Genomic DNA, 23,293 nt, shown 5'->3' on the forward strand with positions numbered 1-23,293 from the left:
GATTCTAGGACGAAGGCCGTTCTTCGTTAAACGGGCGCTAGGGCGTCACCCTTACACCAACATTTTCGACGCGATCTGAGCATATGCGAGCGAGCGGTCTCCGGGTGCGGTAAGGTGACGTGAAACAAGCGGGCGCTGACCTTTTGGTCGCGCCCGTGAAGTTGAACGTCAGATTGCCGTGTCCGGAGCCCGCGCAGCGCCGAGCAGTTACGCCGTTTGTAAAACGGCGTAACCTAAAGGTTCATGTTGCCGTGAATGTAGGGGGTGACCTCGGGGGAGATATGGTCGCAGCCCAGCTCGCGCAGCGCGGACTCGATGGCGGCGGGCAGCGGGGTCTTGCCCTTGTCGTCGACGGCGTTGCCACCGAGGGCAGCAATCTTGGCGACATCTGCGGGTGCGGCCTCGATATGCATGCAGCCGCCGACCAAGCGCGCGCGTACCTGTGCCAGATCAAGATCGTGCAGGTAATCCTCGCAGGCGCGGATTAAATCGACCTTCTCGCGTGTAAGCTCCTCGCCCGTGGGGACGCGGGTGGCAAGACATGCTCCCGCCGGCAGGTTCCAAACGGGATAGCCCCATGCGCGCAGCAGCTCGCGCTCTTCGTCCTTGGTAAAGCCGACCTCCATAAGGGGTGAGCGTACGCCGAGCTCTTCTGCCGCACGCATGCCGGGGCGGTAGTCACCGCGATCGCTTGCATTGCTGCCATCGATGACGGTGGGAAAGCCGAGCGACTTGGCGTGGTTGACGATGGCGGTAAAGCCGGCGTGCTTGCAGTGGTAGCAGCGATTAGTATCGTTGCAGGCTACTTGGGGGAGCTGCAGCTGATCCACCGAAAGATTGAGCACGGGGAGCTTAAAATGCGGCCCCTCATTGGCCTGCCCATCAACGGACTGCTCAAACGAAGCCTGCTCGGGCGTGCCGATGAGCGGCGTGGTGAGATGGACGAGGAGGGTATTGGTAGGCATGATGCGGGCGCATACGGCGGCCAAAAAGCTGCTGTCAACGCCGCCGGAAAACCCGATAGCCACGCGCCCGTATGCCAAAAGCAGCTGTTCGAGCGCCGATAGCTTGTCTTGAAGCTCCTCTGCGGGTGCCGTGGTGTCTAAAATCATGAAACGATCCTTATCGTTGAGTACTCGATCGAAAACTATAATCCTAATGCGTTACTTGCCATAAGACTTCTATCTGTGTAACGAAAGTGCAATATGGTATATACGTTATATACAAGTTGCCAAATGCGGTAGAGTTGCGGCAATACGACAGCGAGAGTCGATGGGGGACCGATATGATCAAGGCTGTTATTTTTGACATGGATGGAACGCTGGTCGATACCGAGCGTTTGGGGATTAAGGCCTGGAAGGCAGGCGCCGCTGAGCTGGGGCTCGCGATTGATGAAGCGCTGATCCATCAGTTTATCGGCCGCACGCTGCCCGATGTTATGGACATCCTTGATAAGCATTACGGCAGCCATGAAACCACCGAGGCGATCTATCGTCGCCACAAGGAGATTCGCGACGAGATGGTCAAGACCGAACTGGAACTTAAGGCCGGTGCCGCCGAGTGCCTAGACGAGCTGCTGGCTGCGGGCTATCACGTGGGTCTAGCGACGTCGTCGCGCCTCGTTACGGCCGAGCGCAACCTTAAGATGGTCGGTCTTTTTGACAAGTTTGAAACGGTAACGTGTGGCGAGGACGTCGTGCACGGCAAGCCCGACCCCGAGATGTATCTGCTCGCCTGCGAGCGCGCGGGCTTTGCTCCCGAGGAATGTGCCGTGGTCGAGGATTCGCGCAACGGCTGCGTCTCGGGCATCACGGCCGGCTGTCACGTCTTTGCCGTCCCCGATATTGTGCCGCTGCCGCAGGACGTGGTGGATGGCTGCGAGGCCGTGCTCGATACGCTATTCGACCTGGCGGCGGCAGTCAAGGCCGTGCGCTAGACAATTGCGGTGTTGAAACGAGCAATTGCTCACGTTTGCGCTTAAGCAAAAGGGGCCGGCAATAGTCGGGCCCCTTTTGCTTAAGCGGCGACTTAGCATACTCGCGGGCGTGCTATAGATACGCACCGAGGTTGATGGCCGTGGCGTCGGTCTGGCTGCTTGCCTGGGTGCTGGCGCGTTCCAGTAGGAACGGACGTACCAGTTCTTGGCGGTTGATATCCTCGGCGGCGACTGCGGTGACGGTACGCGCTGCGGAGCCGACACGGATATGCTTGATCTTTGCCGGGGCCTTGTTCTCGATTTGCTCCATGAGCAATTGAACGCCCTTGCGGCCAATCTCGTAGCCCGGGGGCGCTACCGTAGTGAGCGGGACCGATCCGCTCCAAGCGAGTGGGTTGCCATCGCAACCTGCTACGCGTACTTGCCCGGGGACGGCGATGCCTTTGTCGACCAGCGCCGAGATGACGCCCGAGGCCAGCACGTCGGTCAGACCGACGACAAAATCGGGGCGTTCGTCGGCGGGGCGCGCGGCGATTTGGGCGCCGATGCCGTAGCCGTCGGCGGCGGTATTCCATTCGCCGGCGTCGATGACTTCGATCTTGATATCGGGGTGCAGGGCGAGCGCCTTATGAATGCCAAGGACGCGCAGGGTGAGTTGCATAAATGCTGCTCTACCCACAACGGTGATATGGCGTGCGCCGCGGGCGATGGCAAGTTCGGCAATGATGCGACCCTGGGCCTCGTTGTCGGCCGCTACGTAGTAGCCGGGCTCGGAGCAATGGATGTCCAGATGGACGATCGGCACGGGCATTTTAGTCATGGCCGGATGCCAGTCGGGGGACGCCATGGGCTGAACCATGACGCCGGACATCTGCGTGCCCATAAAATAGCGCAGGTAATGGTCCTCGAGAATGTCGTCGTTATCGGCGTTGGCGATGAGCAAGTCGTAGCCGTGCTTGCGGGCCTCGTTGTGGGCGCCGCTGGCGATTTGGAGCGAAAAGCCGTGATCGAGACGGGGGAGCACCAGGCCAAAGGACTTGGTGGCGCCGCCCGCGAGCTGACGGGCGCTTTGGTTGGGCAGGTAGCCAAGGCGATTGATGGTCTCGTTGATGAGCTTGAGGGTCTCGGGGCGCAGCTTTTCGGGGTGGTTGAGCGCGTTGGAAACCGTGCCCAGCGAAACCCCGGCCTCGCGCGCGACGTCGCTGATTTTTACCTTTGCCATAGCGGCCCCTTTGATGCGTTTCAAGTACAAGCCAGATTGTAGCATCCTAAACCTACCAAAAAGGGACAGGTTTATTTTGGCAGGTTTATCTGGGGAAACGCCGTTGCCAGCGCGACCACCACGAAGGGGGCAGGTACCTTTGTGGTGGTTTGGACCGGCTGGACGTGTGTGCATCGGGTGGTATCTAAGTTGAGATACCACTTCTGGTATATCAGCTTGCGTTTGCGTGAGTACAATACTCGAACGTTATGCGTCTCAGCGCCCCCTGTGCGTGGACGTTTTGCAGTCAAGCGGACGAAGGGATTTATCCTATGTGCGGAATTGTCGGCTACACCGGCTCTGATATTGCAAAGAACATCCTGGTCACGGGCCTCAAGCGTATGGAGTATCGCGGCTATGACTCCTCGGGCGTCGCGCTCGAGGTGGGCGAGGGCGCCGCGGCTCACCTCGACGTCATTCGCCGCGTGGGCAAGGTTGCGGGCCTGGAGAGCGAGCTTTCCAATATCGACAGCGACGCTACCTGCGGTATCGGCCACACCCGTTGGGCCACCCACGGCAAGCCCTCCGTCGTTAACGCTCACCCCCACACCAGCTGCGACGGTCGTATCGCCATCGTCCACAACGGCATCATCGAGAACTTCGCCGAGCTGCGCGAAGAGTTGGAGGGTCGCGGCCACCACTTTAAGAGCGAGACCGATACCGAGGTCTTCGCGCATCTGATCGAAGAGGCCTATGCCGAGACGCACGACCTGATGGCCTCCGTGCGCGAGGCTTGCACCCACGTGGTCGGTGCCTATGGTCTGGCCGCCGTGTGCGCTGACGAGCCCGGCGTGATCGCCGTGGCCCGCAAGGATTCCCCGATCGTAGTCGGTGTGGGCGAAACCGGCTCCTATGTTGCTTCCGATGTCATCGCGCTCATCGACGCCACCCGCGATGTCGTGGTGCTCGAGGACGGTCAGTTTGCCAAGCTCACGCCCGCAGGCGTCGAGTACACCGACGAGGCCGGCAACGTTATCGAGCCCAAGGTCACCCACATCGACTGGGACCTGGACATGGCAGAAAAGGGCGGTTATCCCGACTTTATGCTCAAGGAAATTCACGAGCAGCCGCGCGTCGTGCGCGACACGCTGGTCGGTCGTATGACGCCGGCCGGCGAGCTCGACATCGACGAGCTGGGCCTTTCGCTCGAGGAGCTCAACGACATCGACCGCGTCTACGTGATCGCTTGCGGCACCAGCTATCACGCTGGCCTCATTGCCAAGAATCTCATTGAGGGCTGGGCTCGCATCCCCACCGAGGTGGAGGCGGCCAGCGAGTTCCGTTATCGCAATCCCATCATTACGCCGACGACGCTTGTCGTTGCCGTGTCCCAGTCGGGCGAGACGGCCGATACCCTTGCTGCCATTCGCGACGCGCGCATCAAGGGTGCCAAGGTCTTCGGCATCACCAACGTGGTGGGCAGCCCCGTGGCGCGTGAGAGCGACGGCGTCATCTACACCAAGGCCAACAAGGAGATCGCGGTCGCCTCGACCAAGAGCTTCATCGGCCAGGTCGTGAGCCTCACGCTTTTGGCCCTGCTACTGGCGCAGGTCAAGTACCGCTTGACCACCAAGCAGGCGCGCATGCTGTTCCGCGAGCTTTCCGATACTGCCGAGCAGATCCAGTGGATTTTGGACACGCAGACCGATGCCGTGCATGAGGCTGCCCTGCTGTGCAAGGATGCGCAGTCGGCGCTGTTCGTGGGCCGCGGCATGGGTGCCGCTATTTCCTACGAGGGTGCGCTCAAGCTCAAGGAGGTCAGCTACCTGCACGCCGAGGCCTACGCCGCCGGCGAGATGAAGCACGGCCCCATTGCCCTGATCGACCCGGGCTTCCCTGTCATCGCTGTGGCCACCAAGAGTGCCACCTACGACAAGACCGTGTCGAACCTTATGGAGTGCAAGGCGCGCGGTGCCAAGGTCATCGTCGTTGCCACCGAGGGCGACGAGGAGATCAACAAGATTGCCGACTGCATCATCCGCGTGCCGGCAGTCCGCGACGTGTTCAGCCCCATCACGGCGAGTGTCCCGCTGCAGCTGCTCGCCCGCGAGGTCGCCATCCTGCGCGGCTGCGACGTCGACCAGCCCCGTAACCTGGCGAAAAGCGTTACCGTGGAGTAGTTGGTTCCGCCATTCTGGCGACCAAGGCCCGGCTCCGTTGCAGCGGAGCCGGGCCTTGTTTCATTTGCCCAGATAAAACCTGCCAAAATGAACCTGTCCCTATTTGGCAGGTTAGCGGAGCTTGCTGGTCTCGAAGTACTCGGGGAACTGGTCCAGAACCTCGGTCTGGTTGCGGAACATCATATGCAGGTGCTTGCTGACCAAAAAGCTCGCTTCGATGGGGTCGCGACCGGCGATAGCGCGGCGAATCTGCTTGTGCTCGTTCACGATGTCCTGATTGTCGAGAACCTGCGTGGCGGCGCGCAGCCAGCGGAAGCGCTCCAGGTCGGCATTGGTCTCTTCGAGCCACGACCACACGGTGCTGCGACATGCGATGCTAAAAATCATGTGATGCATGAGGTTGTCGCTCAAAAAGAAGCCGATGCGATCCTCTTCGGCCATGGCCTTTTCCTGCAGCACGATGGCGCGGTCGAGCTGCTCGATGCCGGCCGACGTGGCGCGCGCACAGCACTCCACGATCACCTGCTTTTCCAGATGCTCGCGGATGTAACAGGCACTCTCGGCAAGGGTGAGGTTGATGGGTGAGACGTAGGTGCCGCTCTGGGGCACGGTGCGCACCAGGCCTTCCTGCGCCAAGCGAACCAAAGCCTCGCGCACAGGGGTGCGCCCCATATCCAGGTCGTCGCAAAGTTGCTTGACGCCCAGCTTTTCGCCCGGCTTGTAGTCCAGGTAGACGATTTTGCGTCGAATGGTGTGGTAGGACTGGTCCTGTAGGCTCGTTTCCTGCTCGCCGACGTGCATCGATTCTTCCATAGCGCCTCGCAACTGTTCTATCAAACTCATATGTCAGTTGTTAATTATGCCGCGAATCAGCTCTCCGCGGTGGGTAATTCGGCTGTTGCCTGAGAACTATTGCGGCATCTTAGTCTGTGTTTGCGCAAGGCTGCGCTCAATGTTGCCGTATCATAAGCCGTCGCAAACGTGAAATAGAAAGAAGGAATCCCATATGCAACTGGCAAATATCGTACGCGAGCGCTGGAAAGGCGTTTTGTTCTGCCTGATCATCGCCATTCCCGCGACGTTGCTCGGCAAACAGGTTGAGGTGGTCGGCGGTCCGGTATTCGCCATCCTCTTTGGCATGGTCCTGGCGCTCGTCTTTCCCAAGAATCGTCGCGAACAGCTCGCCGCCGGCGTCACCTATACGTCCAAAAAAGTCTTGCAGTACGCGGTTATCCTGCTTGGCTTTGGCATGAACCTCTCCCAGATTCTGTCCAAGGGCGCCCAGTCGCTGCCGATTATCGTGGCGACAATCTCGACCTCGCTTGTCATCGCCTTTGTGCTCTGCCGCGTTATGAACGTGCCGGGCAAGATCGCGACGCTTGTGGGTGTGGGTTCGTCGATTTGCGGCGGTTCTGCCATCGCTGCGACCGCACCCGTCATCGATGCCGACGATCGCGAGATTGCCCAGGCTATTTCGGTCATCTTCCTGTTTAACGTTATCGCGGCGCTCGTGTTTCCGACGCTCGGCGGCATGCTCGGGCTGACCAACGAGGGCTTTGGCCTGTTTGCCGGTACCGCCATCAACGACACCTCGTCCGTAACGGCTGCGGCGAGCGCCTGGGACAGCATGCACCCCGGCGCCAATGTGCTCGAGAGCGCCACAGTGGTCAAGCTCACCAGGACGCTGGCCATTATTCCCATCACGTTGGTTCTCGCATGCTGGCAGATGCATCTGGCGCGCAAGGCCGGCGGTGACGCCAAAAGCACGTTCTCGCTTAAACGCGCGTTTCCCATGTTCGTGCTGTTCTTTGTGCTGGCGAGCGTGATCACCACGGTGCTTCAGCTTCCCGCGTCCTTTACGGCGCCCATCAAGGAGCTGTCGAAATTCTTTATTGTGATGGCCATGGCGGCTATTGGCTTTAATACCGATATCGTCGAGCTGGTCAAAAAGGGCGGCAAGCCCATCGCATTGGGCTTTTGCTGCTGGATTGGCATTGCGTGCATGAGTTTGGGAATGCAACACGTACTGGGAATCTGGTAGAGAAGTAGCTTGTTTGCGTGCTGGTTGCTGGTGAGCGCATTCTCACGGTGGAGCGATAGGAGCTCTTGCGGGTATGGCTTGTCCGCAGGTTTATAAGTCCCGAAGAGCTCTTATCGCCCCGCCAGGATGGCGATGCGGGGCAACACCTATACTCGCAGGACGGCGCTTTCTGCCCTATAGTGTTTGGTGAGCAATATCGTTCAATTTTGAAACACTCGGTCGTGCGACCGTCGGCGGCTGCATGTCGCCGCGGACAGGGGCAAATCATGGATAGCGATGCCAAGCTGAACATCTTGACCGAGGCCCTGGCTGCTGCCGGGGCCTCGGCATTGGCAATCGATGCGCGTGGGGACATCGCGATCTCGACCATGAATGACGCGGCGCTTGAGCGGGATGTGGCGGCTTTTGTAGCTGAGCGCCTCGACCGTATAGGAGACGGCGCGCGTCTGGTTATGGGGCGTGCGGGTGCGCGCCTGAGCCTGACCGTTCGCCCCACCGACAAAGAGGGCGGGGGACTTTGGGTCGTCGTGGTCCGCGAGGTGCGCGGTGCCGCGGCGCATGCGGGCATCGAGTGGCTCAACGCCGACGAAGTTGAGGCCCGCTACGAATCGAGCGCGTACGGCATCGTTGAGGGGGCGGCCTCGGTGGCTGCGCCGGTTGCAGAGAGTTACGCGCGCGGTGTGCCTCTTATGCTCGAGGGCGAGCTGGGAGCGGGTCAGGTCGAGATCGCCAAGCGCCTCTATCTGGACGGTCCTTTTGCCGATCAGCCCTTTGTTTCCGTTGCGCTCGATGAGCTCACCGAGCGCGGTTGGCGCCATGTACTCAAAAGCGTCGAATCGCCGTTGTTCCAAATGGGGCTGACCCTTTGCATTGAGGGCTGGAACGCGGTTGGCCCCCAGCGCCTCCGCGAGCTGGTCTCCACGATGACCGACACCGCGTTGGCGACGCGCTGCCATGTGGTGCTGACGGCGAATGACATGCCGGGCGGCGGCGAAAGTGATCAAGCCGCCTTTGTGACCGAGCGCTTCGCCTGTGCGGTGAGCGTCGCGCCGGCAATCGCCGAGCAGGGAGCCGCGTCGACGAAGGTCGCGCGCGGTTTGGAATATCTCGCTGATGCATTTGGGACGGCAGCGCCTACGCTGTCTGCCGCGGCGACGAAGACGCTCGATGCTTACCGCTGGCCGCGCAACTATCTGCAGCTCCGCGAGGTCTCGGAACGTCTGTATATATTGGTGGGGACGGGCACGGTGGACCGCGCTGTGGCGGAGGAAGTGCTCGCCCAAGAGGACGTGATTAAGACCGCAACCTTTGGCGCCCCGACGCTTGAAAGTGACCTGTATATCCTGCGACCGCTGGCCGATACCGAGCGAGATATCGCGCATCTGGTTGTAGACCATCTCCACGGCAACCGAACCCGTGCGGCGGAGGTGCTGGGCATAAGCCGTACAACGCTGTGGCGCTTGCTGAAGGACGATGACCGTTGAGCGAGGCGCCCGTGACCGCACGCGACGCGTGTGCTACAGTCCAAAGCGTTATTGTTTCGATTTGGTTACGGCGTGCGAGGGCATATGGCTGAGACTTCAAAACCGAGCCGCAGAAGGCGGAGTGCCGCGCCGGTCAACCGACGCACAACATCGGTGACGTGGGGCAAACACGCCTCGGGGTTTGATGGCTCGTTCAAGCGCACTAAATACGGCTATCCTTCGGCAAGCGCCCGCTTGGCAATGCAGGCAGAGTCCTCGCTGTGGGGCCGCAAACGCGTGGTGGGCTCAAAGCTCAAGCACGACGGAACGCTCGGTTACATCAGCCGCGGGGCGGCTCGCCGCAGCGGGCTCAATCCCGCCGGCTGGCATCGCTACGTGCCGATCGTGGCCGCCGTTGCAGTGATCGTCATCGCGCTCGCTGCGCTCGGATATGCCGGCGGTGGCGCCAACTTGGACGCAATGTTTAAATCGCCCGAGCTCGCGCATGTAGGTACAGAAGTTGTCGAGGGCGCTCAGGCCCAGACGAGCGTCGCGCCCCAGCGCGGTATCGTTGCGGCGGCCTCCACCATCGCCGATGTGCAAAAGGACGAAGACAAGCAAGGCGACGACGTCGAAACGGCCCAGACGAACGAAACGACGACAACGGCGACGTCAATATAAGTTGCGAGTGGGGTAGCTAAAATAGCCCCGTCCCAAATTAGCTACCCCTGCTGACGTTCCTGTACTATTTCACGTACACCACGTTGTTGCGGCGCGGCTTTGCCTCGGGTAGCGTGTCCTCGGCGTAGCCAAGAATGCAGTTACCGACGCCGCGCAGGCTGCCGTCGGCGGGCAGGCCCCAGCTGGCCAGCAGCTCCAGGCCCTCGGGCGAGTCAAAGACCTCATGCGCGCGGTGAATCCAGCACGAATCGACACCCAGTGCATAGGCGGCGTTGAGCAAGTTGCCCATGGCGAGCGAGCCGTCTTCCAGATGTGTGGGCACGCTGCGGTCAACCAGCACCACCACAACGGTCTTGGCGCCATAGAAGGGGTCGCTGTTGCTGCCCATGACTTGCGCGTTGAGCTGCGAGAGACGCTCGACGGTCGCGGGGTCGGTGACGGCGACAAACGTCACCGGCTGGCGGCCCATGCCGCTCGGTGCATATTGGCCGGCTTCGATAATACGTGCAAGCTTTTCGGCCTCGACGGGACGATCGCTGTAGTTGCGGCAGCTGCGGCGGTGAATGAGTGCTTCGATAGTCTCCATGGTGTCTCCTTGCGGTGGCGTTGCAGATGCCCCGTTCATACCCGTCGGGCTCAAACGATAGACGGTCAATTGCCCGGCCAAAAGGATAGATTCCAATTGGGAAAGTAGGTTTGCATAAAAGTACCTTCAGAATGTGACAAACAAATGGGATGGTTAAACGTTTTATCCCGTCTACCCTGCGGTTTTTTACCACTTGCCTAAATGACGAACGCATAACCTCTGATAAAGGTTTTACTAAAGGAGTACCAACGTTTATCAATGCGCCGTGGTGGCGCCGGGCCAGGAGGTAACATCATGTTCCAGGCTGGAGATGTCGTCGAGACCGATTTCGAAGGATTTCTGAAGCTGCTGCGTTCCAAGACGCGCGCTTTCGTGTCGATCAACGATCACGAGTACTACATCACGCACACCGATGGCTATTGGCGTGTTCAGGATTGCGAGGCCCTCAACGACAAGGGCCACTTTACTGACTGTTCTGAGTTGGTCAACACGGTCTGCGAGGTCGTCGAGCTGCCGTGGATTGCCGGCAAGAGCCTGCATGACAGCTTCTCGGGCGCTACGGTCTATGAGGCCGTCGCCGCTTAACAGGCAATAAAACCCGATTTTCACGTGACCGCTGGCGCCGCCCCCGCGCCGGCGGTCTTTTTCTGCCGATAGGCCATAAAAATGCACGCATTTGCGGAGAGCCTGTTGACGATAGTCAAAACTCGGACTAATCTAGAGACACATAATTGGTCAAAAATCGGACAATTGAATGGTGGGATAGATGAATAGTGCGGTTACGCTGGTCGACTTCGATCGGTTGCTCAATGGACTCGACCATATCTATTCGGAGTTCTCGCGCGCCTGCGGCCTTTCGGACTGCGCCTATTGGATGCTCGTCGACACTAGCACGGCGGGCGGCAGTATTGCCGTAAGCCGTCTGACAAGCGAATGGTTCTACAGCAAGCAGACCATCAACTCGGCAATTAAAACCTTGACGGCGCGGGGCTTCGCAACGTTGGAGTTTGCCGAAGGCAGTCGTAAGAACAAGGTTGTGAGCCTGACCGAAGAGGGCAGGCGATTTGCCGAGCGTTATGCGCTGCCGGCACTCAAGGCCGAGCAGCGAGCCTTTGGCGCGCTTGAGCCATGTGAGCAGCGCGAGATTATGCGCTTGATCGGCAAATTCTCTCAGGTGCTCGGCGATGAGTGCGATGCCTTTAAGCAGCATATCGCTGCCGAGAGCCAAGCCGAGAATCAAGGTGAGGGGGAGTCGTGCGACTGTTAATGAGGTTTTTGAAGCCCTATCGAGGGCTTGTCGCAGTGACGCTGCTGGTGCTGCTGGTGGATAACGTCGGTACGCTGCTGGTTCCCACGATGCTGGCGAACATGGTCAACACCGGTATTACCACGGGCGATATCGACTACATTTTACGCAACGGCCTATACATGTTTATCGCGACCAGCATGGCTAGCGGCGGCACGGTGCTGGGCTGCTATCTTTCGGCGCGCCTGGCCGCCAACGTGGCTTGCGATATCCGCAATGCCGTGTACGACAAATCGCTCGAGCTCGCGGCCAGTGATTTTGAGCGCTTTGGCACCGGATCGATGATCACGCGCTCGCTCAACGACATCAACGTGATTCAGCAGGCGATTCTGCAGACGATTCAGCTGGTGCTGCCCGTGCCGTTTTTGGCTGTGGCGGGCATCATCTTCGCCTGGTTTATCGATCCCGCCATGGGCACGCTTCTGGGCGTAGTCGTTGCGATTGTGCTGGTGGCGGCGGTCTTTACGGTTGCCAACGCGGCGCCGATTTTTATGCGCCTACAGGGCTTTATCGACCGCATGAACGTGGTGCTGCGCGAGAATATTGTGGGCGTGCGCGTCATCCGTGCGTTTAACAAGGAGCGCCACGAGGAACGGCGTCTGGACGAGGTGTTTAGCGAATACGCCGCCAACGCCATCAAAGTCAACCACCTGTTTGTGGGCCTCGACAGCTCAAGCTTCTTTTTGATGAACATCGCCGAGGTGGCGGTGCTGTGGGTGGGCGGCAACCGCGTAGGCGCCCACGCCATGCAGATTGCGAGTATCTCGGCGGTGCTGGAGTATGCAATTCTGATCCTGTTCTTTGTGATGATGGCCCAGATGGTGGTGCTGACGCTTCCGCGTGCTGCCGCGTGCCTGAACCGTGCGCAGCAGGTGTTGGAGATTGAGCCGAGCATCGTCGATGGCGAGCGCACGCTGGATGACGGGGCGCGCGAGCCCCAAGACGAAGCCGATGCGGTGGCTGTGTTCGACCACATGTCGTTTCGCTTTGACGATGCCGACGAGGACACCCTGTGCGACCTGAGCTTTGCCTGCCGTCGCGGTCAGACGACTGCGATCGTTGGCTCGACAGGCTCGGGCAAATCGACGGTGGCAAAGCTTCTGCTGCGCTTCCACGATGCCACCAAGGGCTCCATTCGCCTGAATGGTGTGGACCTGCGCGAGCTTACGCAAGATGAAATCCGCGGGCGCATTGCCTATGTGCCGCAGAAGGCGTGGCTGTTCTCGGGCACGGTGGCGAGCAACCTTCGCTTTGGTAACGAAGGCGCGACCGAGGGCGACATGCTTCACGCGCTTGAGGTTGCCCAGAGCACCTTTGTACTCGACCAACCGCAGGGGCTCGATACCCCGGTTGCCCAGGGCGGTACGAACTTTTCGGGCGGCCAGCGCCAGCGCCTGGCCATTGCTCGCGCGCTCATGAAGCGCGCCGACCTGTATATCTTCGACGATAGTTTTTCGGCCCTGGACTTTAAGACCGATGCGGCCCTGCGCCATGCGCTGCAGGACGAGACGCGCGACGCCGCGGTGCTCATCATCGCGCAGCGCATCTCGACTATTTTGCATGCCGACCAGATCGTTGTGCTCAAGGACGGCGAGGTCGTGGGCTTGGGCACGCATGGCGAGCTTATGGAAACCTGCGAGGTGTACCGCGCCATCGCGGAATCGCAAATGAAGGGAGGTGAGTAGCATGACCGGGGAGCTCAAGAAGCAGGGCGGCGTTGATGACGCCGCTGCCGCGGGACTGGTCGAGGAAACGGCTGCCGCGTCGACCGAGCTGGATGACGCCGCCAAGCGCGAGGCTCGCCGCCAAGCGCTCTACGAGGAAAACGAACGTGCCGAGGACGAGCGCGCCCGCGCCGAGGCAGAGCGTATGCGCGACGTGGACGACGAAGACGAGGACGAGACGCCTCGGGATACCTGGGCGACGGTGCGCCGCCTGTGGAGTGAGGCTGCCGGCGACCATTGGCGCTTCTATATCGTGTTCGCGAGCATTGTGTTCTATGTCATCTTTAACACCGCCGCGCCGGCATATAGCGCCCGCGTGATCGATGAGCTGTGGGGCCACATTCAGGTGGCGTTTGCCAACGACACCACTTTCAGCATCACCTGGGAGAACTGCGGCAAGACCATTTTCGTCTACTTTATGATCTGGACTGCCGCTGCCTCGTTCTATGCGCTCCAGAGCTTTTTGATGTCGAGCGTCGCTGAGCGTCTCAATCTGCGCCTGCGCAACCGCATCGCGCAAAAGCTCAACCGTCTGCCGCTCGCCTATTTTGACGCGCATCGTCCCGGCGAGGTCGTCAGCCGCGCGACCAACGACCTGGACAAGATGTCCGAGAGCATGCAGCGCGGATTGCTGCAGCTGCTCGTGTCGATCGGCACGGTTGTTGGTGCTGTGGGCGTGATGTTCGTGTTCAGCGTGCAGCTTACGCTCGTCTTTCTGTTCTTTACGGCACTGTCGCTGCTGGTGACGAAGGTCGTCTCGCGCCGCACACACGATGTGACGGGCGAGCGCCAGGAGTGGGTGTCCAAGATTACGAGTGCGGTCGAGGAAGGCTATTCGGGCCGTCTGGTGATCCGCGCGTTTAACCGCGAACGCCAAAGTTCTGCCGAGGTGCACCAGGCCTCGGGCGAGCTGGCACGCGTGAGTGCCAAGGCCGACTTTATGATCAATGCCGTCGGCCCTGCGGTGCGCTTTATCGGCCGTTTGGCGCAGATCGTGATCGCGCTGGTGGGCTGCAGCATGCTGGTTGCCGGTCACATGACCGTCGGCGTGTTCCAGGCGTTCTTCCAGTTTATCTACGAGGCGTCCGAACCCATGACGCAGCTGTCGTTTACCTTCAACTCGCTGCAGAGCGCGTTGGCGAGTGCGGAGCGCGTGTTCGACCTGCTCGATGAGCCCGAGATGGAGGCCGATCCGCTGCCGGACGAGGCCGCCAAGCTGCCGGGTCGCGTTGAGGGTCGCGTCTCCTTTGAGCACGTGCGCTTTGGTTATTCGCCCGACAAGCCGCTTATGCACGACGTGTCGTTTACCGCCGAGCCGGGCCAAAAGATCGCGGTGGTGGGAACCACGGGCGCAGGCAAGACGACGCTCATCAACCTGCTCATGCGCTTCTACGAGATTGACGGCGGGCGTATTACGCTCGACGGCGTGGATACGAGCCGCATGGACCGCGGCGAGCTACGGCAGCAGTTTGGCATGGTGCTGCAGGACGCCTGGCTGTTCGATGGCACGATTGCCGAAAACATCGCCTACGGCTGCCCCGAGGCAACGCGCGACGAAATTGTGGCCGCCGCTCGTGCCGCGCAGGTCGACTTCTTTGTGCGCACTATGCCGCAGGGCTACGACACGCGCGTGGCCAACGATGCCGAGAGCATTAGCCAGGGCCAGCGTCAGCTGCTGACCATCGCACGCGTGCTGCTCAACAACCCGGCGATTCTCATCCTGGACGAGGCGACCTCAAGCGTGGACACGCGTACCGAGCTTGCCATCGGCCGTGCCATGGACGCGCTTATGCGCGGGCGCACGAGCTTTGTGATCGCGCATCGCCTGTCGACGATCGTGGACGCCGACCTGATCTTGGTCATGGATCACGGCAACATTATCGAGCAGGGCACGCATAAGGAGCTGCTGGCTGCCGAGGGTGCCTACGCCGACCTCTATCTGAGCCAGTTCGCATAATGTGACAAAGGGACAGTCTCTTTGCCACATCACAAATAAGGCGCGTCGGGGGTGAATCCTCTGGCGCGCCTTTGCGTTGGCGTCAATGTTGTCGGTGGTCGTCCGCCTCTAGCGTTCGTCCACGAGCTTGGCGACGAGGGCTTTGAGCTCGGCCACCTCTCGCTCGAGTTCTTTGACGCGGCGGGCGTTCTCGGTGATGCCTTGGCGGTTGAGGGCACTCTGCTCGGCAGCGTCATCGGGCATGTACTCGCGATGCTGCTTGGCGTCGAAGCTCTCCTCGAACACGCGGCAGCCGTTGCGCTTGATGATGCGTCCCGGCACGCCCACGACGGTGCAGTTGTCGGGCACGTCCTTGACGACGACCGAGTTGCCGCCGATCTTGACGTTGTTGCCGATGCGGATGTTGCCGAGCACCTTGGCGCCCGTGCCCACGGTGACGTTATCGCCGAGCGTTGGGTGGCGTTTGCCGGTCTCGTTGCCGGTGCCGCCGAGCGTAACGCCCTGGTAGAGCACGCAGTTGTCGCCCACAATGGTGGTCTCGCCGATGACGACGCCCATGGCATGGTCGATAAAGAAATGCTTGCCGATCTGTGCCGCGGGATGAATCTCGACGCCGGTGATGTGGCGGGTGATTTGCGAGAGCACGCGGGCGAGCGAGCGATGACCGTGCTCCCAGAGCCAGTGCTCGGGCACGTGGTTCCACTTGGCGTGCAGGCCAGGATAGGAAAGGAAGATGACCAGACCGTTTTGTGCAGCGGGGTCTTGCGCCTGGACGGTCTTGATATCCTCGCGAATGGTATTGATAAAGCTCACCGGCCGCCCTCCCTTAGCGCCATGGCAATGCGATTCAATAAAGTATAGCGATTTGCTAGGGATTAGGAAGGACAATCTTGGCGCCATTGCGCTACAGATGTCAGTTATGCAAACTTGCTGGTAATGGAGTCATGCTTTTGTGGGGTTGCGCACGAGGGGGCACCGCAACCGTATACTGGTCAACTTGGACGTATCCGCGCCCACAACTGAGAGGTTTTACTTCATGGGTTTCATCAATTTTATCGCCGAGCTGCTTAAGGATCCGCGCACCGCGATCGCCAGCTGGATCGCCGCCGGCCCGCTTATGGCCTACGGCTGCGTGTTCCTGATCATCTTTATCGAGACGGGCGTGGTGTTCTTCCCGTTCCTTCCTGGCGATTCACTGCTGTTTGCTTCGGGCTTCTTTGCCCACAACGGTGGCTTTAACATCGTGGCACTGCTGGCCGTCGCATGGGCTGCTGCCATCCTGGGTGACCAGTGCAACTTTATGATCGGTCACTTCTTTGGCAAAAAGATTATCGCTTCGGGCAAGGTCAAGGCCATGACGCCTGAGCGCATCAAAAAGTCCGAGGATTTCTTGGACAAGTGGGGTCACCTGGCCATCTTCCTGGGTCGCTTCTTCCCGTTTATCCGCACCTTTGTGCCCTTTATCGCCGGCATGGGCGGCATGCACTGGCGCAATTTTGTCATCTTTAACGTGCTGGGCGGCATTACCTGGTCGACGCTCTTTACACTGCTGGGCTACTTCTTTGGCGGCATCCCCTTTGTGCAGGAGCACTTTGAGCTGCTGATCGTCGGCATCGTTGCCGTATCGATCATTCCGACTGTGGTCGGTCTGGTTAAGGCTAAGCTGGGCAAAAAGAACGCGTAGCTCGAGCCAGCGCGCAAACCGTGCAGTTGAGGCCCGTCACCGTTTACGGTGGCGGGCCTCTTCAGCTTCGGTCAAATGATATTACTTTAGTTAGTTAAAGAAAAACGTTTTATCCGACGCGCGTGCGGAGTACAATCTCGTGCATGCGAATCGACGTGCCATCGGCTTTGATGCTGCTCGCGTGTCCCGTCCGGCTCTACGCTCCGGGTGTGCGACGTTGCGACGCGGTCGGCCTCGGTCCTTGCGTGCGAGTTCGCGAGTATGCAACTGTGTATGTAAGGAGCGACATATGACTGTCGAGAAGAAGGATATCGATTGGGGTAGCCTCGGCTTTGGCTACATGAAGACCGATTACAGCTACGAGGCTCATTGGAAGGATGGCGAGTGGGACGAGGGCGGCCTGACCACCGACCACACCCTGCATGTCTCCGAGTGCGGCGGTATCTTCCATTACTGCCAGGAGGTCTTTGAGGGCCTGAAGGCCTACACCGCCGAGGACGGCAGCATCGTCTGCTTCCGTCCCGACATGAACGCCGAGCGTATGTATAACTCTGCCCAGCGCCTCGAGATGCCCCCGTTTCCCAAGGACAAGTTCGTTGAGGCCGTCAAGCAGGTCGTTTCTGCCAACGCCGCCTGGGTTCCGCCCTTCGGTTCCGGCGCGACCCTGTACGTGCGTCCGTTTATGATCGGCTCCGGTGACGTGATCGGCGTGGCTCCCGCTCCTGAGTACACGTTCCGCATTCTCGTGACCCCGGTCGGTCCGTACTTTAAGGGTGGCCTCAAGCCCGTCAAGCTGCGCGTTTCCGAGTATGACCGTGCCGCACCGCACGGCACCGGCAACATCAAGGCCGGCCTGAACTACGCCATGTCCCTTAAGCCCACGATGGAGGCCCATCGCGAGGGCTATGCCGAGAACCTGTATCTCGACTCCGAGTCCCGCACCTATGTTGAGGAGACCGGCGGCGCCAACGTCCTGTTCGTGAAGGAGGACGGCACGCTCGTCGTTCCGCAGTCGCACACCGACTCCATCCTGCCCTCTATTACCCGTCGTTCGCTCGTTCAGGTTGCTCAGGACCTGGGCATGACCGTTGACCAGCGTCCCGTCGAGTGGGCCGAGGTCAAGGCCGGTACCTTTGTCGAGTGCGGCCTGTGCGGCACCGCTGCCGTCATCTCCCCGGTTGGCGAGATCGACAACAAGGTTTACGGCGCCGACGAGACCGTGACCTTCCCGGCTGGCTACACCGAGATCGGCCCCGTGATGAAGAAGCTCCGCGAGACCCTGACGGGCATCCAGTCCGGTGCTGTCGAGGACAAGCACAACTGGGTTTACACCGTCGCGTAAGCTGTCTTAGCTGTCCGGCCCGAGGGCGACCTTCCTTTCCGGCGCGTCCTCGGACATGAAAGAACCTCCGCTGCGCACTACGTGCGGCGGGGGTTCTTTCGTCCTGCGGAGTGCGCCGGAAAGGAAGGTCGCGCTTTTGTTTTGGTTCGCGCCATGTGGGGGTGGTGGCGACGTGCATTTTTGCGAGTATTCTGCAATCGAAGGCCCCTGCATACCGACCTCGGGCAAAAAATCGGGAGTTCTCGATGTTTTCTACGGATGATGGGCGGGGTTATGGGCTGGCAGCGTTTGATTTGCAGGGATATTCGCGGCCTTTGGCACTTATCGTGGCGCCCGAAGCTCTTGGTTATGTTGAATACTCCTAAAAATGCACGGCGCTTAGAGGGGGACCTTTGCGAAAAAGGAAACCGCCCCGTCAAAGTATGCACTCGACGGGGCGGTTTATACATTTGGCCGATTAAGGATGCGCTGTCAAACTACTAGAACTTGACGGTCGGGGCCTGGCGGGCTGCTTCGGCGGCCTCGAAGCCCTGGCGCTCCTTAAACTGAAAGATGCCGGCAAAGATGACAGCCGGGAACGTCTGAATGGCGTTGTTGTAGCTGAGCACGCAATCGTTGTAGCTCTGGCGTGCGTAGCTAATCTTGTTCTCGGTATCCTCGAGCGATGCCTGCAGCTGCGTAAAGTTGGTGTTTGCCTTAAGATCGGGGTAGGCTTCGGCTACGGCGAAGAGCTGACGCAGCGCACCGGTCAGCACGTTGTCGGCTTCCATCTTGGCCTCGGGCGTGGTGGCCTTGACGGCGGTGTTACGCGCGCTGATCACGGCGGAGAGCGTCTCCTGCTCGTGCTTGGCGTAGCCCTTGACGGTCTCGACCAGGTTGGGGATCAGGTCGTTGCGGCGCTGCAGCTGCGTATCGATGTTCTGCCAGGCGTTATCAATGCGGTTACGCTTGGTGACCATGTTGTTGTAGATGCCGGCGATGGCGCAGACAATCACAATGACAACAACGATGCCGATGATGACGGTAATCATGATGTCTCCGTTTCGAATGGCCGCGGCGGCATGCGCCAGCTGCCGTTGGTATAACGCTACTAGTATACCCGCAACGTTTTGCCGTGCCGAACTTTCCGGCAAGCGTTATGTTTTCGGCGGGGTCGGCACCGGGGCAAAGCGCGCGAGGTACAGGTGTAAGATATGCGACAGATTGACGAGTGTTGTCTTTGCCCTGAGGATGGCGATACGGATGGACCTTCGCATCAAGAAAACCTATCGTGCCCTGTTCGATGCCTTTACCGAGCTTTTGGAAGAGTATCGGTTTGAGGATTTGACGGTTGCTATGCTTTGCGACCGGGCCATGATTCGCCGCACGACGTTCTATAAGCACTTTCGCGATAAAAACGATTACTTCGCCTTTTATATCGATGAGCTCATGTCGGGCTTGCCGCAAAAACAGCCCGATGAGGCCGGCGCGGTGTCTGCCGAGGACGTGCGCGCGCTTCGGCACGCGATTTTGGACGATGCCATGGATTTGATTCTGGCGCACGAGCGGCTCATGGATAACATTTTGGCAAGCAGCATGTCGGGCATGTTGACCAACGTTATTTGCGACCGCATTGCCCACTCCATCCGCGAGCGTGTGATGAACGTGCTTGCCGAGGATGCCCTGGCCCCCGTGTCACTCGAGACGACGTCTGAGTTTGTCGCCGGCGGTATTATTCGACTTTTCACGATATGGTGGGAGTCGGGTCACGATCTTGAGCGTCGACCTGAGATAGCCGACGTGGTCGATGCGCTGTTTGAGCGGACCATGACACCGGTGCATCACTAGAAGTGGCGGAGAGAGGGGGATTCGAACCCCCGGAACGCTCTCGCGCTCAACGGTTTTCAAGACCGCCGCATTCAACCGCTCTGCCATCTCTCCGTGAGTCGTAATGATAGCATCGTTTTGAATTTGCAACAGGGAAGGCGAACGATGACGACCACCGAAATCGACGAGAAGTTCATGCGCGAGGCACTGGCCGAGGCGCGCGCCGCCGCGGCAGTGGGAGAAGTGCCCATTGGCGCTGTGGTAGTGCGCGCTGGTGAGATTGTCGCGCGGGCGCATAATCGTCGCGAGCTCGATCAGGACCCTTCGGCGCATGCAGAGTTCGCGGCCCTGTGCGCTGCCGCTCGGTCGCTCGGTCGCTGGCGCCTTTCCGATTGCACGGTCTACGTGACTCTCGAGCCTTGCTGCATGTGTGCGGGGCTTATGGTCAACGCGCGCGTGGGGCGCTGCGTGTATGGCGCGGCCGATGCCAAGGCCGGCGCGCTGGGTTCGCTGCATGACCTGAATGCCGATTCGCGCCTGAATCATCGGTTTAACGTGACGGCTGGGGTCCTGGCGGATGAATGCCGTGAGCTGCTGATTAGCTATTTTGGCGGTCTGCGCGGAGCAGGCGGCGCTGATGGCGGTTGTGGGGCCGATCTTGAGGCGCATGCCGCTCATGCCGAGGCGCTCGCGTGTGCCGAAGATATCGCCGTTGAGGCGGTTGACTTTGGCCCTGCGTGCCGCCGGCCCCGCCGTGTGCTGCTGGCGATCGACTCCTTTAAGGGCAGCGTGTCGAGTGCACGGGCGGAGGCGGCGGTTGCCGAGGGCATGCGCCGTGTGTGGCCCGATGCCGAGGTGCGCGCGTTGCCGCTGGCGGATGGCGGCGAGGGAACGCTCGACGCCATCGACGCGTGCGGCGGTGAGATTGTGACCTGCGAGGTGGCAGGTCCCTTGGGCGATCGCGTGTCTGCCCAGATGCTGGTGGACGACGAGCGCGACTCGGCTGTAATTGAGATGGCCGAGGCGGCGGGTATTGGGTATTCGAGTTGTACGGAGTCGGCGGCGTTGGCGGCTTCGACCTATGGCGTGGGCGAGCTTATGCTTCGCGCAGTTCGCACGGGCGCAAGGACACTCTATATTGGTCTGGGCGGCAGTGCCACCAACGACGGTGGCGCCGGCATGCTGCAGGCGCTGGGCGCGCGCGTGGTCGATGATCAGGGATGCGATGTCGCCCCCGGTCTTGCCGGCCTTGAGCAGGTGGCGAGCGTTGATTTGGCGCCCGCGCTGCAGGCTTTGGATGATGCTCGCATCGTTGTGCTTTCGGATGTCGAGAATCCGCTCGTGGGGCGTCGAGGCGCACTGGCGGTGTTTGGCGGGCAGAAGGGCCTGCCGGCGGATGATGTCGAGGTGCTGCGCAGATACGACGGCTGGATGGTCGGCTACGGTCGCTTGCTCGATGCGGCGATTGCCAGAGCTCGAGCCCAGGGGTTGTTGCGCACACCCGAGGGCGCACGGACATTTGGCTCGGTGCTCGGTGTACCCGGCGCGGGCGCTGCCGGTGGCTTGGGCGCGGCGTTACTGGCGCTCGGTGCGGAGCTGCGTTCGGGCGTGGAGACGGTGCTCGATCTGATTGGGTTTGACGAGCGCGTACGCGATGTCAACCTGGTCATAACGGGCGAGGGCAATATGGATGAGCAGTCCGCCGCCGGTAAGGCGCCGGTGGGTGTGGCCCGTCGTGCGAAGCGATATGGCAAGCCGGTGATTGCTGTCGTGGGCGGTCGCGCTGATAACCTGGATGCGGTGTATGGGCAAGGCATCGACCTTGTACTGCCGATTTGCCGCAAACCCATGGGCCTGGAACAGGCACTCGATCCGCAAGAAGCCACAACCAACCTCATCTGCGCCGGCGAAGCGGCCGCTCGATCCTACGACCTTGGCCGTATCTAAAACCCATCCCCTCGATAAGTCGCGGTGAAATACGGAGCGTTTTTGCCTTTAAGGGGCCAATTCAGTCCGTATTCCACCGCAACTTCGAGAATGGCCATTCGAGGTTGGCCGCCTTGTGCCTTGGGTCGGACCGTTTGCCACGAAATGCGACCATCTACTACGTTAAACCGGCCACCTTCGACCATCCCGGAATTTGCAAAAACAAAACCGCAGGTAGAAAGCTTGCCGATTTTCGAAAAAGCCGGCTATGGTTGACCCCTGCGGCCTAAACGTAGTAGATGGGCCCTTTCTGTGGTGCGGCACCAAGCCGGTCATTTTGGGATCGGACTATTTTGACTACTCATTGGCTGCTCTGGCAATCGGGCTGCAAAAGTAGTCAAAAAAGCTCCGTCCCAAATTAGCTACCTTGCTCTGGCGGGCGGGAGCAGGTAAGATATACCGAGCGCCTAGCGCGTTCGATGGGTTCGGATGACGACATGTTCCGAATCTGGTCAGGTCCGGAAGGAAGCAGCCATAAGGAGCCTCTGTCGGGCATCCGAATCCATCGAGCGCACGGGCGCTTTTTTGGTGCCGCGATGCGGTCCCGGTGCCGGCGGGCTGTTTGGTGTCTCGCTGGTCCTCGGCTTCGCCTGCGGGATCGCTCGACTACCAAACACCTCGCCGCTGACCGGGCCCCGTCGTCCAAAAATCATCCGTAAAGGCGCGTTTATCTAATTTAAATCTATCCCTTGTGGAATGCGGCTTGCTGGTGTTGTCTGGGCATTGATGGCTATGTGGTTCAAGAGGCGGCGGTGCTGTTGCTTGAATTTTTGCAGTTAAAGAGGCTCGTTTCCCTAGGTTGGGGAAACGAGCCTCTTTTTGTCTCTGGGCTTGTGGATTGGTGAAGGCAGAATGCTCTGTCGGCTATTTGAGTTCTTGATGCGGCGTGTGGCTGTGGCGGTTATTCCGAGTCCCATGGCGGCGATTCCTGCGAGTGCTATTGCGCTCGGTGCTGTGTCGCCCGTGTTCGCGAGCTTGCCGGCGGTCGTATTTGCTTGCTTGCCGCTGCTCGAGTTCGCCTGCTTGGTCGAGCTTGGTAGGGCGTCTTTGCCGGTTGCAGGTGAGGCAACGGGCGGTGTCGCCTCGGCGGGTTGCGTTGAGCCGGAGGGAGGCGTCGTCTCGGTCGGTTTCGTTATCTCGGGCGAGGTGGCCTTGTCTGCCGCGGCCTTTGCCTCTTCGTATGCCTTGCAGGCGTCGTCATAGGCCGCTTGCGCCTTTTCCAAATCGCCGAGGAGCGCATTTTGCTTGGCTATGTCCTCGTCGATGTGGGCTTTAGCTTCCTTTGCCTCACTTTCGAAATACTGAACCTGTTTTTCCTGGCTTTCGAGCCGGCGTTGGTAGCGGTGAAGATCATCTTCACAAGATTCTTCTCGCCTTTCTGCCGTCATGATCTCCATGCG

General features: G+C 60.1%; 20 protein-coding genes, 1 tRNA gene and 1 other RNA gene. 14 read left to right on the forward strand and 8 right to left on the reverse strand.

The genetic code is table 11. The features are described 5' to 3' along the window. Nucleotides 1–233 precede the first annotated feature (233 nt). Nucleotides 234–1,112: an ATP-dependent sacrificial sulfur transferase LarE gene (gene larE / locus AB5202_RS07400; protein ID WP_022094245.1), complete on the reverse strand. Its 879-nt coding sequence runs from the start codon at nt 1,110–1,112 to the stop codon at nt 234–236. Nucleotides 1,113–1,285: 173 nt separating this feature from the next. Here larE and AB5202_RS07405 point away from each other — a divergent pair, with 173 nt between their 5' ends. Beyond that, nucleotides 1,286–1,936: an HAD family hydrolase gene (locus tag AB5202_RS07405; RefSeq protein WP_161115403.1), complete on the forward strand. Its 651-nt coding sequence runs from the start codon at nt 1,286–1,288 to the stop codon at nt 1,934–1,936. A gap of 112 nt (nt 1,937–2,048) precedes the next feature. On the opposite strand, the gene AB5202_RS07410 is transcribed toward AB5202_RS07405, so the two are convergent. Beyond that, complete coding sequence (locus tag AB5202_RS07410) at nt 2,049–3,158, reverse strand: LacI family DNA-binding transcriptional regulator (RefSeq protein WP_368144197.1); 1,110 nt, start codon at nt 3,156–3,158, stop codon at nt 2,049–2,051. Nucleotides 3,159–3,469: 311 nt separating this feature from the next. Here AB5202_RS07410 and glmS point away from each other — a divergent pair, with 311 nt between their 5' ends. Continuing rightward, the gene (gene glmS, locus AB5202_RS07415; protein ID WP_368144199.1) at nt 3,470–5,317 is read left to right on the forward strand and encodes a glutamine--fructose-6-phosphate transaminase (isomerizing); all 1,848 of its coding nucleotides are present in this window, start codon (nt 3,470–3,472) and stop codon (nt 5,315–5,317) included. A gap of 111 nt (nt 5,318–5,428) precedes the next feature. On the opposite strand, the gene AB5202_RS07420 is transcribed toward glmS, so the two are convergent. Then, nucleotides 5,429–6,130, reverse strand: coding sequence for a GntR family transcriptional regulator (locus AB5202_RS07420; protein WP_050766156.1), 702 nt, complete (start codon nt 6,128–6,130; stop codon nt 5,429–5,431). A gap of 193 nt (nt 6,131–6,323) precedes the next feature. On the opposite strand from AB5202_RS07420, the gene AB5202_RS07425 reads away from it, so the two are divergent. From AB5202_RS07425 to AB5202_RS07435, 3 genes are all read left to right on the forward strand, one after another. Further along, nucleotides 6,324–7,358 carry a YeiH family protein gene (locus AB5202_RS07425; protein WP_138113569.1) on the forward strand — a complete coding sequence of 345 codons (1,035 nt, stop codon included), beginning with the start codon at nt 6,324–6,326 and terminating at the stop codon, nt 7,356–7,358. Nucleotides 7,359–7,624: 266 nt separating this feature from the next. Beyond that, nucleotides 7,625–8,842: a helix-turn-helix domain-containing protein gene (locus AB5202_RS07430; RefSeq protein WP_368144200.1), complete on the forward strand. Its 1,218-nt coding sequence runs from the start codon at nt 7,625–7,627 to the stop codon at nt 8,840–8,842. A gap of 84 nt (nt 8,843–8,926) precedes the next feature. Then, nucleotides 8,927–9,502: a hypothetical protein gene (locus AB5202_RS07435; protein WP_217108365.1), complete on the forward strand. Its 576-nt coding sequence runs from the start codon at nt 8,927–8,929 to the stop codon at nt 9,500–9,502. A 64-nt stretch (nt 9,503–9,566) separates the two neighbouring features. Here the strand turns inward: AB5202_RS07435 and AB5202_RS07440 are convergent, their stop codons facing one another. Next, nucleotides 9,567–10,088 carry a nitroreductase family protein gene (locus tag AB5202_RS07440; protein WP_217108364.1) on the reverse strand — a complete coding sequence of 174 codons (522 nt, stop codon included), beginning with the start codon at nt 10,086–10,088 and terminating at the stop codon, nt 9,567–9,569. A 294-nt stretch (nt 10,089–10,382) separates the two neighbouring features. Between AB5202_RS07440 and AB5202_RS07445 the strand changes: the two genes are divergently transcribed. The 4 genes from AB5202_RS07445 (at nt 10,383) to AB5202_RS07460 (ending at nt 15,075) form a co-directional block, all read left to right on the forward strand. After that, the gene (locus AB5202_RS07445; protein WP_006235631.1) at nt 10,383–10,673 is read left to right on the forward strand and encodes a hypothetical protein; all 291 of its coding nucleotides are present in this window, start codon (nt 10,383–10,385) and stop codon (nt 10,671–10,673) included. 181 nt (nt 10,674–10,854) lie between these two features. After that, nucleotides 10,855–11,355: a MarR family winged helix-turn-helix transcriptional regulator gene (locus AB5202_RS07450; protein WP_195503962.1), complete on the forward strand. Its 501-nt coding sequence runs from the start codon at nt 10,855–10,857 to the stop codon at nt 11,353–11,355. After that, nucleotides 11,355–13,079 (forward strand): ABC transporter ATP-binding protein, encoded by a 1,725-nt coding sequence (locus tag AB5202_RS07455; RefSeq protein ID WP_217108362.1) that lies wholly within the window; start codon nt 11,355–11,357, stop codon nt 13,077–13,079. The genes AB5202_RS07450 and AB5202_RS07455 overlap by 1 nt, the downstream gene beginning before the upstream one ends. Before the next feature lies 1 nt (nt 13,080). Further along, on the forward strand, nt 13,081–15,075 hold the full coding sequence (locus AB5202_RS07460; RefSeq protein WP_368144201.1) for an ABC transporter ATP-binding protein: 1,995 nt from the start codon (nt 13,081–13,083) through the stop codon (nt 15,073–15,075). A 108-nt stretch (nt 15,076–15,183) separates the two neighbouring features. On the opposite strand, the gene cysE is transcribed toward AB5202_RS07460, so the two are convergent. After that, on the reverse strand, nt 15,184–15,888 hold the full coding sequence (cysE, locus tag AB5202_RS07465) for a serine O-acetyltransferase (RefSeq protein WP_124786624.1): 705 nt from the start codon (nt 15,886–15,888) through the stop codon (nt 15,184–15,186). A 223-nt stretch (nt 15,889–16,111) separates the two neighbouring features. Between cysE and AB5202_RS07470 the strand changes: the two genes are divergently transcribed. Beyond that, a complete protein-coding gene (locus AB5202_RS07470; RefSeq protein ID WP_117800261.1) occupies nt 16,112–16,759 on the forward strand; it encodes a VTT domain-containing protein in 648 nt (215 codons plus the stop codon). Nucleotides 16,760–17,048: 289 nt separating this feature from the next. Continuing rightward, nucleotides 17,049–18,101 (forward strand): branched-chain amino acid aminotransferase, encoded by a 1,053-nt coding sequence (locus AB5202_RS07475; RefSeq protein ID WP_035138743.1) that lies wholly within the window; start codon nt 17,049–17,051, stop codon nt 18,099–18,101. Nucleotides 18,102–18,580: 479 nt separating this feature from the next. Here the strand turns inward: AB5202_RS07475 and AB5202_RS07480 are convergent, their stop codons facing one another. After that, a complete protein-coding gene (locus tag AB5202_RS07480) occupies nt 18,581–19,132 on the reverse strand; it encodes a LemA family protein (protein ID WP_082421874.1) in 552 nt (183 codons plus the stop codon). 211 nt (nt 19,133–19,343) lie between these two features. Between AB5202_RS07480 and AB5202_RS07485 the strand changes: the two genes are divergently transcribed. Continuing rightward, complete coding sequence (locus AB5202_RS07485; RefSeq protein WP_195919903.1) at nt 19,344–19,928, forward strand: TetR/AcrR family transcriptional regulator; 585 nt, start codon at nt 19,344–19,346, stop codon at nt 19,926–19,928. A gap of 3 nt (nt 19,929–19,931) precedes the next feature. Here the strand turns inward: AB5202_RS07485 and AB5202_RS07490 are convergent. After that, nucleotides 19,932–20,021 (reverse strand) — tRNA-Ser (locus AB5202_RS07490). 51 nt (nt 20,022–20,072) lie between these two features. On the opposite strand from AB5202_RS07490, the gene tadA reads away from it, so the two are divergent. Then, complete coding sequence (gene tadA / locus AB5202_RS07495; protein WP_368144203.1) at nt 20,073–21,854, forward strand: tRNA adenosine(34) deaminase TadA; 1,782 nt, start codon at nt 20,073–20,075, stop codon at nt 21,852–21,854. A gap of 455 nt (nt 21,855–22,309) precedes the next feature. Further along, nucleotides 22,310–22,405: signal recognition particle sRNA small type (gene ffs, locus AB5202_RS07500), an RNA gene on the forward strand. A gap of 282 nt (nt 22,406–22,687) precedes the next feature. Here the strand turns inward: ffs and AB5202_RS07505 are convergent. After that, nucleotides 22,688–23,290, reverse strand: coding sequence for an LPXTG cell wall anchor domain-containing protein (locus AB5202_RS07505; protein WP_368144204.1), 603 nt, complete (start codon nt 23,288–23,290; stop codon nt 22,688–22,690). Nucleotides 23,291–23,293: the final 3 nt, after the last annotated feature.

Source organism: Collinsella aerofaciens (assembly GCF_040915545.1).
GTDB lineage: Bacteria > Actinomycetota > Coriobacteriia > Coriobacteriales > Coriobacteriaceae > Collinsella > Collinsella aerofaciens_BE.

Coding starts and splice junctions, on each gene's coding strand:
- AB5202_RS07485 (WP_195919903.1), top strand. CDS start 19,344: ATGGACCTTCGCATCAAGAAAACCTATCGTGCCCTGTTCGATGCCTTT.
- AB5202_RS07425 (WP_138113569.1), top strand. CDS start 6,324: ATGCAACTGGCAAATATCGTACGCGAGCGCTGGAAAGGCGTTTTGTTC.
- glmS (WP_368144199.1), top strand. CDS start 3,470: ATGTGCGGAATTGTCGGCTACACCGGCTCTGATATTGCAAAGAACATC.
- larE (WP_022094245.1), bottom strand. CDS start 1,112: ATGATTTTAGACACCACGGCACCCGCAGAGGAGCTTCAAGACAAGCTA.
- AB5202_RS07475 (WP_035138743.1), top strand. CDS start 17,049: ATGACTGTCGAGAAGAAGGATATCGATTGGGGTAGCCTCGGCTTTGGC.
- AB5202_RS07405 (WP_161115403.1), top strand. CDS start 1,286: ATGATCAAGGCTGTTATTTTTGACATGGATGGAACGCTGGTCGATACC.
- tadA (WP_368144203.1), top strand. CDS start 20,073: ATGACGACCACCGAAATCGACGAGAAGTTCATGCGCGAGGCACTGGCC.
- AB5202_RS07440 (WP_217108364.1), bottom strand. CDS start 10,088: ATGGAGACTATCGAAGCACTCATTCACCGCCGCAGCTGCCGCAACTAC.
- AB5202_RS07430 (WP_368144200.1), top strand. CDS start 7,625: ATGGATAGCGATGCCAAGCTGAACATCTTGACCGAGGCCCTGGCTGCT.
- AB5202_RS07460 (WP_368144201.1), top strand. CDS start 13,081: ATGACCGGGGAGCTCAAGAAGCAGGGCGGCGTTGATGACGCCGCTGCC.
- AB5202_RS07470 (WP_117800261.1), top strand. CDS start 16,112: ATGGGTTTCATCAATTTTATCGCCGAGCTGCTTAAGGATCCGCGCACC.
- AB5202_RS07480 (WP_082421874.1), bottom strand. CDS start 19,132: ATGATTACCGTCATCATCGGCATCGTTGTTGTCATTGTGATTGTCTGC.
- AB5202_RS07445 (WP_006235631.1), top strand. CDS start 10,383: ATGTTCCAGGCTGGAGATGTCGTCGAGACCGATTTCGAAGGATTTCTG.
- AB5202_RS07410 (WP_368144197.1), bottom strand. CDS start 3,158: ATGGCAAAGGTAAAAATCAGCGACGTCGCGCGCGAGGCCGGGGTTTCG.
- AB5202_RS07435 (WP_217108365.1), top strand. CDS start 8,927: ATGGCTGAGACTTCAAAACCGAGCCGCAGAAGGCGGAGTGCCGCGCCG.
- AB5202_RS07420 (WP_050766156.1), bottom strand. CDS start 6,130: ATGGAAGAATCGATGCACGTCGGCGAGCAGGAAACGAGCCTACAGGAC.
- AB5202_RS07455 (WP_217108362.1), top strand. CDS start 11,355: ATGAGGTTTTTGAAGCCCTATCGAGGGCTTGTCGCAGTGACGCTGCTG.
- AB5202_RS07505 (WP_368144204.1), bottom strand. CDS start 23,290: ATGGAGATCATGACGGCAGAAAGGCGAGAAGAATCTTGTGAAGATGAT.
- AB5202_RS07450 (WP_195503962.1), top strand. CDS start 10,855: ATGAATAGTGCGGTTACGCTGGTCGACTTCGATCGGTTGCTCAATGGA.